Origin of the sequence: Rhodopseudomonas pseudopalustris (assembly GCF_900110435.1) — a bacterium.
Classification (GTDB): domain Bacteria; phylum Pseudomonadota; class Alphaproteobacteria; order Rhizobiales; family Xanthobacteraceae; genus Rhodopseudomonas; species Rhodopseudomonas pseudopalustris.
On the sequence record NZ_FODT01000004.1, the window covers coordinates 278,853 to 292,819 of the forward strand.

At 67.3% G+C, this 13,967-nt stretch carries 14 protein-coding genes and 1 pseudogene; all 15 read left to right on the plus strand.

The features are described 5' to 3' along the window. Nucleotides 1–12: 12 nt before the first annotated feature. The 15 genes and pseudogenes from BMY71_RS10170 (at nucleotide 13) to BMY71_RS25110 (ending at nucleotide 13,850) form a co-directional block, all read left to right on the plus strand. Nucleotides 13–582, plus strand: coding sequence for a head-tail connector protein (locus BMY71_RS10170; RefSeq protein WP_092683719.1), 570 nt, complete (start codon nucleotides 13–15; stop codon nucleotides 580–582). Further along, the gene (locus tag BMY71_RS10175; protein WP_092683483.1) at nucleotides 579–908 is read left to right on the plus strand and encodes a head-tail adaptor protein; all 330 of its coding nucleotides are present in this window, start codon (nucleotides 579–581) and stop codon (nucleotides 906–908) included. The genes BMY71_RS10170 and BMY71_RS10175 overlap by 4 nt, the downstream gene beginning before the upstream one ends. A 72-nt stretch (nucleotides 909–980) precedes the next feature. After that, complete coding sequence (locus BMY71_RS10180; protein WP_092683485.1) at nucleotides 981–1,391, plus strand: DUF3168 domain-containing protein; 411 nt, start codon at nucleotides 981–983, stop codon at nucleotides 1,389–1,391. Between the two features lie 13 nt (nucleotides 1,392–1,404). After that, complete coding sequence (locus BMY71_RS10185) at nucleotides 1,405–1,812, plus strand: phage major tail protein, TP901-1 family (protein ID WP_092683487.1); 408 nt, start codon at nucleotides 1,405–1,407, stop codon at nucleotides 1,810–1,812. 7 nt (nucleotides 1,813–1,819) lie between these two features. Beyond that, nucleotides 1,820–2,137 (plus strand): gene transfer agent family protein, encoded by a 318-nt coding sequence (locus BMY71_RS10190; RefSeq protein ID WP_092683489.1) that lies wholly within the window; start codon nucleotides 1,820–1,822, stop codon nucleotides 2,135–2,137. Further along, a complete protein-coding gene (locus BMY71_RS10195; RefSeq protein WP_092683491.1) occupies nucleotides 2,134–2,331 on the plus strand; it encodes a rcc01693 family protein in 198 nt (65 codons plus the stop codon). The genes BMY71_RS10190 and BMY71_RS10195 overlap by 4 nt, the downstream gene beginning before the upstream one ends. Before the next feature lie 2 nt (nucleotides 2,332–2,333). Continuing rightward, complete coding sequence (locus BMY71_RS10200; protein ID WP_092683721.1) at nucleotides 2,334–2,900, plus strand: phage tail tape measure protein; 567 nt, start codon at nucleotides 2,334–2,336, stop codon at nucleotides 2,898–2,900. Nucleotides 2,901–2,987: 87 nt separating this feature from the next. Next, nucleotides 2,988–3,623 (plus strand): DUF2460 domain-containing protein, encoded by a 636-nt coding sequence (locus BMY71_RS10205; protein ID WP_092683493.1) that lies wholly within the window; start codon nucleotides 2,988–2,990, stop codon nucleotides 3,621–3,623. Between the two features lie 312 nt (nucleotides 3,624–3,935). Beyond that, entirely contained in the window at nucleotides 3,936–5,297 is a 1,362-nt protein-coding gene (locus tag BMY71_RS10210) for a M24 family metallopeptidase (RefSeq protein ID WP_210185058.1), read from the plus strand. A gap of 55 nt (nucleotides 5,298–5,352) precedes the next feature. Then, nucleotides 5,353–6,033, plus strand: coding sequence for a CerR family C-terminal domain-containing protein (locus tag BMY71_RS10215; RefSeq protein WP_011502408.1), 681 nt, complete (start codon nucleotides 5,353–5,355; stop codon nucleotides 6,031–6,033). Between the two features lie 188 nt (nucleotides 6,034–6,221). Next, nucleotides 6,222–6,470: pseudogene (locus tag BMY71_RS10220) on the plus strand (IS5/IS1182 family transposase); the annotation flags it as partial. Between the two features lie 214 nt (nucleotides 6,471–6,684). After that, on the plus strand, nucleotides 6,685–7,608 hold the full coding sequence (locus BMY71_RS10225; RefSeq protein WP_092683495.1) for a DUF2163 domain-containing protein: 924 nt from the start codon (nucleotides 6,685–6,687) through the stop codon (nucleotides 7,606–7,608). Nucleotides 7,609–7,648: 40 nt separating this feature from the next. Next, nucleotides 7,649–8,092 (plus strand): C40 family peptidase, encoded by a 444-nt coding sequence (locus BMY71_RS10230; RefSeq protein WP_092683725.1) that lies wholly within the window; start codon nucleotides 7,649–7,651, stop codon nucleotides 8,090–8,092. 259 nt (nucleotides 8,093–8,351) lie between these two features. Further along, the gene (locus BMY71_RS10235; protein WP_092683497.1) at nucleotides 8,352–12,203 is read left to right on the plus strand and encodes a baseplate multidomain protein megatron; all 3,852 of its coding nucleotides are present in this window, start codon (nucleotides 8,352–8,354) and stop codon (nucleotides 12,201–12,203) included. A gap of 12 nt (nucleotides 12,204–12,215) precedes the next feature. Further along, nucleotides 12,216–13,850 (plus strand): DUF2793 domain-containing protein, encoded by a 1,635-nt coding sequence (locus BMY71_RS25110; protein WP_210185059.1) that lies wholly within the window; start codon nucleotides 12,216–12,218, stop codon nucleotides 13,848–13,850. The last annotated feature ends 117 nt before the right edge of the window (nucleotides 13,851–13,967 follow it).

Sequence of the window (13,967 nt, forward strand, 5' to 3'; positions counted from 1 at the left end):
GGAGGGATGAGCATGTCGGCGATGTTGCTGGCGGGACCGGCGGTGGAGCCGTGGACGGTTGCCGAGTTGAAAGCGTTCCTGCGGGTCGCGCACGATGACGACGATGCGGTGATCGCGGCGCTACTCGCCGCGGCGCGCGGCCAGATCGAGGCGATGACGCGGCGCGCGCTGCTGGCGCAACGCTGGCGCGTTTTGCGCGACGGCTGGCCGGACGACGGCCGCATCGCGCTGCGGATCGGGCCGCTGCGGAGCCTGACCGCGGCGGTGGTGTTCGATGCGCAGGGCGTCGCGCATCCGATCGGTCTCGATTGTTTCGTGATCGACGCTGCGAACGGCGTGATCGCCGCGCCGGCGTGGTCGCTGCCGCAGCCGGGGCGCAGCCTTGCGGGGATCGCGCTCGACGTCGAGCTGGGTTATGGCGCGGTTGGGTCGGACGTCCCGGAGCTGCTGCGCCATGCGGTGCGGACGCTGGTGGCGCATTGGTACGAGAACCGCGGGCTCGCCGCGATCGGCGCCAGCGTGGCGATGCTGCCGGGCAGCGTCGCGGCGATGATCGCGAGCTTCCGGGTGCTGTCGCTATGATCGATCCGGGGAAATTGAACACACGGCTGACGCTCGAGACGCCGGTCGAAAGCGGCGACGGGCAGGGCGGCGTGGTGCGCAGCTTCGCGCCGCAGAATGTGGTGTGGGCGCAGCTCGCGCCGCGCGCCGCGCGCGAGGGCGTCACGGCGGACGCCGACGGCGCGGTGCTGCGCATCACGATCACGCTGCGCGGCGGCGTCGCGCTGACGCGGGCGCATCGGCTGGTCGACGGCGCGAAGATCTATCGCATCATCGCCTGGCGCGAGCGTGATCACGGCGCGCTGATCGAGATCGACGCGGAGCTTCATCAGTCACCGTCATCCTGACGAGCCTGGCTCAGCCGCTCGCCGCGCTCGCATCGCCGGATGACGGGCGCATTGCCATCGAGGACCTTCGCCATGCCCACTGCGACCACCGCGCTGCGCGCGGCCATTCATCGCGCGCTGACCACCGACAGCGGCCTCGTCGCCGCGCTCGGCGGGGCGCGGGTCTATGACGAGCCGCCGCGCGACGCGGCGTTTCCCTACGTCACGCTCGGCGAGGCGCGGATCAGCGACGTCTCCGCCGACGACGGGCCGACCCAGGAGCATCAGCTCACGCTGCACGCCTGGTCGCGGCAGGGCGGGCACAAGGAAGCGCATGTCATCACCGGTGCGCTGCTGCAGGCGCTCGACGACGCGGCACTGTCGCCCGCCGGCCATCGCCTGGTGAATCTGCGTTTTGCGATCGCCGACATCCGCCGCGAGGCCGACGGCCGCACCTATCACGCATCGGTGCGGTTCCGCGCCGTGACCGAACCCGCGAACTGATCGGAGGACAGCCATGGGCGCACAGAAGGGCAAGGATCTGCTGATCAAGATCCACGACGGCGCGACCTACGTCGCCGTCGCCGGCTTGCGCAGCCGCAAGATCGCGTTCAACGCCGAGCTGGTCGACATCACCCACGCCGAATCCGCCGATCGCTGGCGCGAGCTTCTGGCCGGCGCCGGCATCCGCCGCGCCTCGATCTCCGGCCGCGGCCTGTTCAAGGACGCCGCCTCCGACGCGCTGGTACGGCAGGCGTTCTTCAACGGGCTGATCAGCGATTGTCAGGTGATCGTTCCCGACTTCGGCACGATCAGCGGACCGTTCCAGATCGCCGGCCTCGAATTCGCCGGCGAGCACAATGGCGAGGTGACGTTCGACGTCACGCTGGAGAGCGCCGGCGCGCTCGGCTTTGCAACCTTGTGAGGACGCTATGGCCAACAAACATCGCGGTGAGATCGAAGCGGAGATCGGCGGCCAGCGCCGCACGCTGGTGCTGACGCTCGGCGCGCTGGCGGAGCTCGAGAGCGCGTTCGGCGCCGACGATCTGGTGGCGCTGGCGCAGCGCTTCGGCAGCGGACATCTGTCGGCGCGCGATCTCGCGCGGATCATCGGGGCGGGGCTGCGCGGCGCAGGCGAGGCGGTCGGCGACGACGAGGTCGCGGCGATGACGGTCGCGGGAGGCGCCACCGGCTATGCGATGATCGCGGCCGAACTGATCGCCGCGACCTTCGGCGAAGCGGCGCGATGACGCCGTTTCCGTGGAGCGAGGCGATGCAGTTCGGCTTCGGCGTCCTGCGGCTGTCGTCGGATCAGTTCTGGCGGATGACCCCGCGCGAACTGGCGTCGGCCATCGTCGCGGTGCGGGGCCGCGTCGTAGCGCCGCTCGATCGCGGCGGGCTCGACGATTTGCTGCGGCGCTATCCCGACCAGCGAGGAGGATGACGATGATCGACGACGCCAACGCGCTCGATGCGGCGCAGACGCTCGACGCGCTGAACCTCAAGACCCAGGCGCTCGCCAGCGGCGCTCACAGTTTCGCACGGGCGATGAGCGCGGCGTTCGCGTCGTCGATCACCGGCGGCAAGCAGTTCGACGACGTGCTGAAGTCGCTCGCCTTGCGGATCTCCGATCTCGCGGTGAAGATGGCGTTCAAGCCGCTCGAGAACAGTCTGGCGACCGGCCTGCAAGGCCTGTTTTCGGGGCTGTTCGGCGGCGACGTCAAGGCGGCCAACGGCGCGGTCAAGCCGTTCGCATCGGGCGGGGTGATCGGCACGCCGACTTACTTCCCGATGATCGGCGGCGGCGTCGGCCTCGCCGGCGAGGCGGGGCCGGAAGCGATCATGCCGCTTCAGCGCGGACCGGACGGCAGGCTCGGCGTCGCGAGCCATGGCGGCGGCAGCGTGGTCAACATCCAGATCGCGACGCCCGACGCCGACAGCTTTCGCCGTTCGGAGACCTACGTCACCGGCCAGATCGCCCGGGCGGTTGCGCGCGGGCGGCGCGGGCTTTGATCGACGATACACGACGCGGCCGTGCTACGAGGCCTGTTTTTCGGGCGCGCGCCTCGGCATCACGGCTCCTCTGTTGCGAGCAACGCCATGACCGCATTTCATGAAGTCCTGTTTCCGCTCGATGTCGCGCTGAAAAGCGCGGGCGGGCCGGAGCGGCGGACCGAGATCGTGTCGTTCGGCTCCGGCCGCGAGCAGCGCAACGCGCGCTGGGCGGAGTCGCGGCGACGCTACGATGCGGGCTACGGCGTCAAGACGCTGGAGGCGTTGCAGGCGGTGGTGGCGTTCTTCGAGGAGCGGCGCGGCCAGCTCTTTGGCTTCCGCTGGCGCGACCGGCTCGACAGTTCGTCGGCGGCGCCTGGGCATCCGCCGTCGCCGCTCGATCAGGGTATCGGCATCGGCGACGGCGTCACTGCGAACTACCAACTGGTGAAGAGCTACGGCGCGGGTTTCGAGCCCTATGCGCGGCGGATCACGAAGCCGGTGGCAGGCTCGGTGCGCGTCGCGGTCGGCGGTGTCGAGGCGGCGGGCGGCTTCACCGTCGATGCGACGCGCGGGGTGGTGACGTTCGCCGCCGGCCGCATTCCGCCGCCGGGCGCGGCGGTGACGGCGGGTTATCAGTTCGACGTGCCGGTGCGGTTCGACACCGATTATCTCGAAGTCGATCTGTCGGCGTTCGCGGCCGGCGCGATCCCGAACATCCCGGTGATCGAGATCAGGGTGTGACGTCACGCTCTACGGGAGCGGGGAGGCGCCTCTCATCTTCTCCCGCAAGGGGAGAGGGGGTGATGTTACGGGTTTGTTTCTCTTCAGATTTGTCCACGCTCAAGGCCTGCTCAGGGTCTATCCAGCCCATGGAGAGTCAAGGATTTGGGCCCTGATGCGCTTTGGCTTGAGCGGGGCTTTCCCGATCACACGGCTCTCGAAAAATCGGGCTGCGAGGCAACGCCGCAAGCAACCACCCCAGAAATCAAACACTTGATTCATTCATTCAAATGAATTAAATCAAGCGAAGTTCAGTGCTTCTATGAGGATGCCATGAAACGACGAGAATTTTTGGGACTGTCCGCGGCAGCCATGCTGAGCAATCTGCCCGTGGCCGATGCCAACAACACAACTCCAGCTATGGATGCTACTTCATCGAACCTGCACCTAGACAAGGCGCCACGTCTTTCGATGACCGAACGCGACCGGCGCTGGAAGATGGCGCGCGACATTATGAAGGCGGCAGGTGTCGAGGGGCTCATTGTCTATGGAGACAGGGAATCCTCCGCTCCGGCCCCCTTCTCTCCCGACAGCTATTTTACCAATGATCGGTTGGGGTCCATCGTCGTGTTTAAAGGAGACGAACCACCGGTGGTGCTTGCGTTTGCCCCGATGGCTGTCTCCGATCACATGCAGGCCCGTCTGCGAGGCGACCAACAGTGGCTCGAGCCAAAGCAGATCTTTGTCGGCAAAAGCGGCGCTCACCTAGTTTCCCTCCTCGATCGCATTGGCCTGACAGGAAAGATCGGCGTGATCGGCCTGGAACCCTATCCACCCTTCTATTTCGACGGGGCCATTCCCTTCGGTATATGGAATGCCGTCCGGGAAGCCTTTCCAAAGGCCGAGTTCAAGCCGGTATATCGCGAATACTTTATGTTGACCGCCGCGCACAGTGCGGAGGAACTGGCTCTCATCCGGCATGCCGCTGGCATCGGCGAAAAGATGTGCGAAGCGATGAGGGTAGCGACGAAGCCTGGCGCGTCCGAAGCCGATATCGTGGCCGCGACTACAGCGGAATGCCTGCGCAATGCCGGCTTTACCGCGGAGGTGCTTTTCGGATCCGGAAGGGAATTCATCGGCTGGGGTCCCGCCCCCTGGACCTATCGCGCCCAACCGCCCAGAATCATCGAAGAGGGAGACGTGGTGCTTGCAGAGGTTTTCGCCTTCTACGGCATGTACGAAACCCAGCATCAACCCGCCATAACCGTGGGAAAGGCGCATCCGGAGTTTGAACGGGCTGCAGCCGTTGCGAGAGCCTGTTACGAAGAGGGGCTGCAGGCTCTGCGTCCCGGACGCACGTTCGGCGAAGTGGTGGAGATCATGGAAGCCCCCCTGATCGCCTCTGGCGGTTGGCATGTCCATCCCCTGATCCACAGCATCAATCCTTACGGTCCGATCGGCTTTGGTTCGGCTCCCGGGCCGGAATCCCTGCCCGAAGCATCGGCATACGGCTCGATCGGACGCCTTCCCACGACCTGGCGCGATCTGCCGCTGCAGGAAGGCATGTCTTTCGCCTTCGAAACGAATTGTGCGTTTGGCAGGCATCTGGCAAATCTGGGTGGTACTGTTCTTGTCGGCTCGGACGGGGGCATTGAGCTCAACAGCAACTCGACCAACGTGATGAGAGCAGGTTGACACGAGTCTGACGCCTGGTCGAACCCACGGCCAGGCTTCAGGCGAGACACCAGACATGAAGATAAGCAGCGGCATCGAGATACAGAACAAATCTTCGGAAGCGACGCGCGAGAGACTGATTGAGGCAGGCCTAAAGCTCTTTGCCGAGCTCGGTATGGACGGCGTGCGAACACGCGCGCTGGCCGAGGTTGCAGGGGTCAATCAGTCGGCAATACCCTATCATTTCGGCAGCAAGGACGGCGTCTACAGAGCGGTGATTGAAGAAATCGCCAGGGAAATCGCAGATGGGTTGGCCGCTACTGGCCTGCTGCAGATGTCCGCCGCGGAGGGCAAAACAATGTCGCGAGATCGATGCCTGAAAAACCTCCGCGCCTTGATCCGAGCCTTCACTATTCTGATTCTATCGCCAGGCCGATCTACGGACCGCACCCTTCTGATCGTCAGGGAGCAGCTTCGACCGACAGAAAACTTCAATCACCTTTTCAAAAGCTTCATTGAGCCGATACACAAGACCGTGGGCAGCATAGTTGCCCGACTGAACGATGATCGTGCCGACAGTGAGGTCACGATAATACGGGCACATGCGATCATCGGCCAAGTTCTATCGTTTGCTGTAGCTCAACACTCCTATCTGATGCGATCGAAGAATTCCAAACTGTCGCTCGACAAGGTGGAAGAAATTGCCGATGTCATATCTGAAATGGCAGTAGTATCTGCGGACTTCAGCGGGCGCTAAGAACAACGCGGCCTTCAATAACCGCAAGCCTGCGGGATCCTGCGATTTGCAGGTTAGCGTCTCGGCAGAGCCCGTCTCGCATCGACAACGGCGAGCCAGAACAGCCGGAGCATTCGGTTCCGGAATCAGGTTGCCATCCCATCCTGCGGGACACGTTCGGGGTCGAGATCGGGATCGACTTCGCCTCGCTTCTGGTCGGCGGCGAGGGCTTCGCCGTCGACGCCAGCCTGATCAAGGCCGACGCCAACCGCCGACGTTGCGTGCCCGGCGACGGAGGCCTGCGGTCCGAGGCCGCCAGCCGCGCTATCGACGAGTATCTGGCCGTGCTGGACGACGCGGCCTTCGGCGGCGCGACCTCGGTGACGCCCAAGTTCATCTCACCGGCCGATCCGGCCTCGCGCTGGACTGGCGCCAACAAGGGCCTGGCCTTCTTCGCCTAGCCGCATCCCTGCGAAGCGACGTGATGCCAAAATACGCAACCATCGGTCATGGTCGCGATGTGAGCGGGGCGTAGAGGGAGCGAGGAATATCCCCCTCCCGACTGCACAGCCTCGACACAGCTCATCTAGGGTCGAAAATTCCTAGGTAAAATGGTGGGTTGGTAAGCCTCCTTCTCCCGCAAGGGGAGAGGGAACAAACAGGTGATCGTCCATGCGCGCGATTCCATCCGCCCTGCAGGCCAAGCTCAACTCAGGCGTGACCACGCTGGCGGAGTGTTGGATCGTGCGGCGGCGCGACGGCGCGGTGCTGGGCTTCACCGATCACGATCGTGATCTGATCGTCGACGGCGTGGTCTGCCGGGCGGGCACCGGTTTCGCCGCATCGGAAGCGTCGCAGCGGTTCGATCTGTCGGTCGACGGCGCGGAGATTTCCGGCGCGCTGTCCGACGATCTGTTGAGTGAGGCCGATCTCGCCGCGGGACGCTACGATGCCGCGACGATCGAGACCTGGCTGGTCGACTGGAGCGATCCGATGCTGCGCGTGCTGATCGCGCGCGGCGCGCTCGGCGAGGTGCGGCGCGAGGGACAGGCTTTCACCGCAGAACTCCGCGGGCTTGCCGATCTGTTGTCGCAGGAAAGCGGCCGGCTCTACACCGCGAGTTGCGGCGCCGATCTCGGCGACGGCCGCTGCCGCGTCGATCTCGCCAGCGCGGCGTGGCGCGGCGCAGGCAGCGTCGCGGCCGCGTTCGGAACGTCGACCGTCGCGGTGTCCGGACTGGAAGGCTACGCGCCGGGATTGTTCAGCGCCGGACGACTGAGCTGGATCAGCGGCGCCAATGCCGGCTGCGCGATCGAGATCAAGCAGCATCGCATCGTGGCCGGCGAGGTGCGGCTGTCGCTGTGGCAGGCGATGGCCGAGCCGATCGCGGCCGGCGATGGCTTCGTGGTCACGGCCGGCTGTGACAAGCAGTTTTCGACCTGTCGCGATTGCTTCGGCAACGCCGTCAATTTTCGCGGCTTCCCGCAGATCCCCGGCAATGATTTCGTCGTGAGCTATCCGGTGCCCGGCACGCCCGGACATGGCGGCGGCTCGATCGGTGGTGGCGGCGGCGGCGGGGGCGGCGGCATCGGCTAAGCGCGCCGGCTGCGATCCTGATTTCACGGACGAGATCACCATGGACAGAGTTCTCACCCGCGACGCTCTGGTCGCCGAGGCGCGGGGCTGGGTCGGCACGCGCTATCGGCATCAGGCCTCGCTCAAGGGCGTCGGCTGCGATTGCCTGGGGCTGGTACGCGGCGTCTGGCGCGGCTGCATCGGCGACGAACCCGAGGCGCCGCCGCCTTACGCGCCGGATTGGGCGGAAGCGCGCGGAGAGGAGGCGCTTGCGGACGCGGCGCTGCGGCACCTGCGACCGATCGCGCGCGAGGCGTTCGGCGCCGGCGACGTGCTGCTGTTTCGCTGGACCGAGAGCTGCGTCGCCAAGCACGTCGCGATCGCGAGTTCGGCGACGACGATGATCCATGCCCATGACGGCGCCGCGGTCTGCGAGATCGCGATCGCGCCGTGGTGGCGGCGGCGGCTGGCGTATGCGTTCAGCTTTCCGGGGATGGTGGAGTGATAGCGGGGCATCATCGTCACTCCGCCACGCGTAGCCGAGCCTTGCTTAACCTCTCTTGCTTGCGGGGGAGGTCGGATCGCGAAGCGATCCGGGTTGGGGAGGGGCTCTCGGCGGGTAGCTGATCAGTGTTCGGCTCGCCCTCACCCCAGCCCTCTCCCGCAAGCGGGAGAGGGGGTGCGCTGCGGCTGTTGTTCGGTCGTGGCTTTCATTTTTCCTGATCGCGTCCTTGGCGCTGATCTCTCACACGAAGTAACAATCCATGGCAGCCCTCGTCCTCTCCATCGCCGGCGGCGCGGTCGGCGCGCTGTTCGGGCCGGTCGGCGCGATTGCCGGGCGGATCGCCGGCGCGCTCGCCGGCAGTATGCTCGACCACGCGCTGCTCGGCGGCGGCGACCGCAACGTCGAAGGGCCTCGGCTCGCCGATCTCGACATCATGGCGTCGACCGAAGGCGCGCCGATCCCGCGCGTCTATGGTCGGGCGCGGCTGGCAGGCCAGGTGATCTGGGCGACGCAGCTCGAGGAAGTGATTTCGAACGAACAGAGTTCATCGGGCGGTAAAGGCTTCGGCGGCCCGACCACCACGACGACGACCTACGCGTATTTCGCCAATTTCGCGGTCGGGCTGTGCGAGGGGCCGATCGGCCGCGTCGCGCGGATCTGGGCCGACGGCAAGCCGCTCGACCTGTCGGGCCTCAATGTCCGCGTTCATCGCGGCAGTGAGGACCAGAGCCCGGATGATCTGATCGTCGCGAAACAGGGCGCCGGCCATGCGCCGGCCTATCGCGGGCTCGCTTATGTGGTGTTCGAGCGACTGCCGCTGGCTGCCTACGGCAACCGGATTCCGCAACTCTCGTTCGAGATCGTCCGGCCGATCGGCGGGCTGGAAGCGATGCTGCGCGCGGTGACGCTGATCCCCAGCACCACGGAATTCGGCTACGAGCCGTCGACGCGGGTGCAGATCTCCGGCAAAGGCAGCACGATGCCGGAAAACCGCCATGTCGCGCACGCCGCCTCCGACGTCGTCGACTCGCTCGACGAATTGCAGGGCGTATGCCCGCGGCTCGAACGCGTGGCCGTGGTGGTGGCGTGGTTCGGCTCCGATCTGCGCGCCGGGCAATGCTCGGTGCGGCCCGGCGTCGAGAGCCGCGATAAATGGGTCGATCGCGCGATCTGGTCCGTCGCCGGCGCGACCCGCGCCGACGCCTGGCTGGTGTCGCAGGTCGACGGCCGGCCGGCGTTCGGCGGCACGCCGTCGGACGACAGCGTGGTGCATCTGATCGGCGAGCTGAAAGCGCGCGGGCTGAAGGTCACCTTCTATCCGTTCGTGATGATGGACGTGCCGGCCGGCAACGGCCTGCCGAATCCGTGGACCGGCGCTGCGCCGCAGCCGCCTTATCCCTGGCGCGGCCGCATCAGCTGCGATCCGGCGCCCGGGCAGGCGGGATCGCCGCAAGGCACCGCGGCCGCGGCGGCGCAGGTCGAAAGCTTCTTCGCCGGTGGGACGTGGAATTATCGCCGGATGATCCTGCACTACGCGCAACTCTGCGCGGCCGCAGGCGGCGTCGATGCGTTTCTGATCGGCTCGGAGCTGCGTGCGCTGACGCGGGTGCGCTCGGGCCCGGGCGTCTATCCGGCGGTGCAGCATCTCGTCGCGCTGGCCAGCGACGTCAAGGCGATCGTCGGCGGCGGCACGCTCGTCACCTATGGCGCGGACTGGACCGAATACGGCGCCGACGTCGTCACCGCCGACGCCTCGGAGGTGCGGTTTCCGCTCGATCCGCTGTGGGGGTCGCCTGCGATCGACGCGATCGGGATCGATTACTACGCGCCGCTCGCCGACTGGCGCGACGACGCCGGTCATCTCGACGCAGCGGCGGCCACCTCGACCTATGACCGCGCCTATCTCGATCGCAACGTGTTCGGCGGCGAGGCGTTCGACTGGTACTACCCGGACGATGCCGCGCGCGCCGCCCAAAGCCGCGCGCCGATCACCGACGGTCTCGGCAAGCCGTGGACCTTCCGGGTCAAGGACATCCGGAATTTCTGGTCGCAGCCGCATTATGAACGCGTCGGCGGCGCAGAGCTGACATCGCCGACGGCGTGGGCGCCGATGAGCAAGCCGGTGTGGCTGACCGAGGTCGGCTGCCCCGCGGTCGACAAGGGCGCCAACCAGCCGAGCGTGTTTCCCGATCCGAAATCCAGCGAGAACTTCGCGCCGTATTTCTCCAGCGGCGACCGCGACGATCTGATCCAGCGCCGCTATCTCGAGACCATCATCGCGGCGTTCGATCCCGTATTCGGCGCGAGCGAGGCGCGCAATCCGGTGTCGCCGGTCTATGGCGGCCGCATGGTCGATCCGTCCGCGATCCATCTGTGGACCTGGGATGCGCGGCCCTATCCGGTGTTTCCGGCCGCGCACGAGGTGTGGAGCGACGCGCCGAACTGGCAGATCGGGCATTGGCTGACCGGACGGCTCGGCGGCGCGCCGCTCGATGCGCTGGTGGCGCGGCTGTTGTCCGACAGCGGCGTCGGCGGCGTCGATTCCAGCGCGCTGCAGGAGTGTTGCGACGGCTATGTGGTCGACCGGCCGATGACGCCGCGGGCGATGATCGAGCCGCTGGCGATGGCCTATGCGTTCGACGCCACCGCCGCGGACGGTACGCTTCGTTTCGTGCAGCGCGGCGGCGCGCCGGTTGTCGAACTCGACGAGGACGATCTGGTGCTGCCGGACAGAGCGGCGCTGTCGCGGCTGACGCGCGCGCAGGAGACCGAACTGCCGCGCGAGGTCGCGTTCGGCTTCTCGGATGCGATTGCGGATTATCGCCGCTCGGCGGCGGCGTCGCGCCGGCTGGTCGGCGGCGCGGCCCGCATCGTTCACGCCGATCTCGCGGTGGTGACCGACGACGCCGCGGCGGCGCGGCGCGCCGAAATCTTTCTGCAGGACCTGTGGGCCGGGCGCGAGACCGCGAGCTTCGCGCTCGGGCTGTCGCATCTGTCGCTCGCGCCCGGCGACGTCGTGGCGCTGACGCTGAACGGCCGGCGGCGGCTGTTCGAGATCGGCGAATTGGTCGACACGACCTCGCGCGCGGTCAAGGCGCGCAGCATCGATCCGGAAGTATTCGCGCTGCCGCAGCGGGCGCCGCGCCTCGGCGCGCCGCAAATCCCCGCGGCGCTCGGGCCGGCGCATGTCGTGGCGCTCGATCTGCCGGTGATCGACGCCGCTGCGCCGGAGGTGCTGACGCGGCTCGCGGTGTTCGCCAATCCCTGGCCCGGCGCGGAGCTTATCTACGCCTCCGACGACGGCGCGAGCTACCAGCCGCTGGCGAGCGCGACCGCGCGCGCGATCCTCGGCGAGACGCTCGATCCGTTGCCGCGCGGGCCGCTCGGGTTGTGGGACCGCCGCAATCGCGTGCGGGTGCGGATCTATGGCGGCGCGTTGTCGTCGCTGTCGGACGCCAGCGTGCTCAATGGCGGCAACGCGGCGGCGGTGCAGAATCCCGACGGCGAATGGGAGGTCCTGCAATTCGCCAATGCCGAACTGGTCGACGGCAACATTTATGCATTGTCGCGGCTGCTGCGCGGCCAGGCCGGCAGCGAGCAGGCGATGCGCGATTCGTTGCCCGCGGCTGCGCCATTCGTGCTGCTCGACAGCCATCTGGTGCAGCTGGCGCGCGGCGTCGACGCGCTCGGGCGGCCGCTGCAACTCCGCGTCGTCGGTGCGGGCCGCAGCCATGACGATCCGAGCGCAACGGCGCTGGCGGTGACGCCGGGCCCGACCGCGCTGCGGCCATTCGCGCCGGTGCACCTGAAGGCCGTGCGCACGACCGCCGGCATCGCGCTGAGCTGGATCCGCCGCACCCGGATCGGCGGCGATGGCTGGAGCGGGGAGGCGCCGCTCGGCGAGGAGTCCGAGGCCTATGCGCTCGACATTCTCGCGCCGAGCGGGGCGGTCGTCCGCTCGATCACGACCGCTGCGCCGCAAGCGCTCTACACGACCGCCGACGAGATCGCCGATTTCGGCGCGCCGCAAACCGCGCTGCGCATCCGCGTCGCGCAGCTTTCCGCCACCGTCGGTCCGGGCTTCGCCGCCGACGCCACGCTCGCGCTGTAGAAAGGCTTCGCCATGACCGTCACCGCCAATCTCGGATTGCCCTTCATCGCGGCGAGCCAGGCGCAGAAGCACGTCACCCACAACGAGGCGCTGTTCAGCCTCGACGGCCAGGTTCAACTCGCCGTGCTGTCGGCGGCGCTGGCGACGCCGCCGGCCTCGCCGGACGATGGCGAGCGCTGGATCGTGCCGGCCGGCGCGAGCGGCGCGTGGGCCGGGAAAGCCGCGCAGATCGCGGCCTGGTACGACGGCGGCTGGCGGTTCTTCGCGCCCCGGCCGGGTTGGCTCGCCTACAATCTCGCGACGCAGACGCTGCTGGCGTGGACCGGCGCAGCCTGGGTGAACGCGCTGGCGGCGTTTCAGAACCTGCCGATGTTCGGCCTCAATACCACCGCCGATGCGAGCAATCGGCTTGCGGTGAAATCCGACGGCGTGCTGTTCGGCAATGACGACGTCACCCCGGGCAGCGGCGACGTCCGCGTCACATTGAACAAGAGCGACGCGGCGAAAGACGCCGGGCTGACGCTGCAGAATAGTTGGAGCACGCGGGCGCAGCTCGGGCTGCTCGGCGACGACAATTTCCACATCAAGGTCAGCGCAAACGGCTCTGCGTTCACCGATGCGATCCAGATCGACAGGACCACCGGCAATGTCGGCATCCGCACCGCGCCGAGCAGCGGCGGCAATGCGTTGCAGGTCGCCGGCTCGAACGCATTGTTCAGCAACAGCGCCGGCGGGTTCTCCTTCACCTTCAGCAAGGCCGCCACGGCCCACGACGCCGCTTTGTATCTGCAGACCAACTACAGCACCAAGGCGCTGTTCGGCCTGCTCGGGCTCGACGATTTTTCGCTGAAGGTGACGCCGGACGCCGCGAATTACTACGCAGGACTTCGGGCGTGGTCGGCGCTGCACGGCCGGCTCGACATCAAGGATGCGCGGCGCAGGCAGCCGATGCATTGGTCGCCGCGGCCGGGCAGCACCATGCTCGACAGCATCGGGCTTGGCGCGTCGATCACCGGCGCCGCGACCGCGGTGTCGCCGTCGTCGGGCAATCTGTTTCTGTCGGCCCCGCGGCTCGATTTCAACTCCGCCGCCACGGCCGGCGCCAGCGCTGGCGTCAACGGATCGGCGCTGACGTTGTGGCGCGGCAACGGCGGCGGTCTCGGCGGTTTCTATCTGCTGATGCGGTTCGGCATCGAGACGTTCCAGTCGAATTGCCGGCTGTTCGCCGGGCTGGTCGGCTCCGCTGGCGCGATCGGCAACGTCAATCCGAGCACGTTGTCGAACCTGATCGGCGTCGGCTTCGATTCCGGCGACGCGACGCTGTCGCTGATCAGCAATGACGGCAGCGGCGCAGCGACCAAGACGGGCCTCGGCGCCGGCTTTCCGACCACCGGCGGACAAGACCTGTACGAACTGCTGCTGTCGGCCGAGCCGAACGGCAGTGAGGTTCGCTACCGCGTCGAGCGGCTGAATTCCGGCGACGTCGCCAGCGGCGTTGTGACGACCAATCTGCCCGTCAACACGCAGTTTCTGACGCCGCATCTGTGGATGAACAACGGCACCAGCGCCGGCGCGGTCAGCGTGGCGCTGGTGCAGATGTATTGCGAGCCGGCGGCGTTGCTCGGCTCGCGCGGACTGATCGGTTAGTCGCCTCCAAATTCCATTCCGTCAGTGCGAGCGAAGCGACGCGATCCGGGGCGCCGTGCCGGACCCTGGACAGCGTCGCCGCTTCGCTTCGCGCAATGACGGCTGAAGCTCTGGGTG

Coding starts and splice junctions, on each gene's coding strand:
- BMY71_RS10170 (WP_092683719.1), top strand. CDS start 13: ATGTCGGCGATGTTGCTGGCGGGACCGGCGGTGGAGCCGTGGACGGTT.
- BMY71_RS10175 (WP_092683483.1), top strand. CDS start 579: ATGATCGATCCGGGGAAATTGAACACACGGCTGACGCTCGAGACGCCG.
- BMY71_RS10180 (WP_092683485.1), top strand. CDS start 981: ATGCCCACTGCGACCACCGCGCTGCGCGCGGCCATTCATCGCGCGCTG.
- BMY71_RS10185 (WP_092683487.1), top strand. CDS start 1,405: ATGGGCGCACAGAAGGGCAAGGATCTGCTGATCAAGATCCACGACGGC.
- BMY71_RS10190 (WP_092683489.1), top strand. CDS start 1,820: ATGGCCAACAAACATCGCGGTGAGATCGAAGCGGAGATCGGCGGCCAG.
- BMY71_RS10195 (WP_092683491.1), top strand. CDS start 2,134: ATGACGCCGTTTCCGTGGAGCGAGGCGATGCAGTTCGGCTTCGGCGTC.
- BMY71_RS10200 (WP_092683721.1), top strand. CDS start 2,334: ATGATCGACGACGCCAACGCGCTCGATGCGGCGCAGACGCTCGACGCG.
- BMY71_RS10205 (WP_092683493.1), top strand. CDS start 2,988: ATGACCGCATTTCATGAAGTCCTGTTTCCGCTCGATGTCGCGCTGAAA.
- BMY71_RS10210 (WP_210185058.1), top strand. CDS start 3,936: ATGAAACGACGAGAATTTTTGGGACTGTCCGCGGCAGCCATGCTGAGC.
- BMY71_RS10215 (WP_011502408.1), top strand. CDS start 5,353: ATGAAGATAAGCAGCGGCATCGAGATACAGAACAAATCTTCGGAAGCG.
- BMY71_RS10225 (WP_092683495.1), top strand. CDS start 6,685: ATGCGCGCGATTCCATCCGCCCTGCAGGCCAAGCTCAACTCAGGCGTG.
- BMY71_RS10230 (WP_092683725.1), top strand. CDS start 7,649: ATGGACAGAGTTCTCACCCGCGACGCTCTGGTCGCCGAGGCGCGGGGC.
- BMY71_RS10235 (WP_092683497.1), top strand. CDS start 8,352: ATGGCAGCCCTCGTCCTCTCCATCGCCGGCGGCGCGGTCGGCGCGCTG.
- BMY71_RS25110 (WP_210185059.1), top strand. CDS start 12,216: ATGACCGTCACCGCCAATCTCGGATTGCCCTTCATCGCGGCGAGCCAG.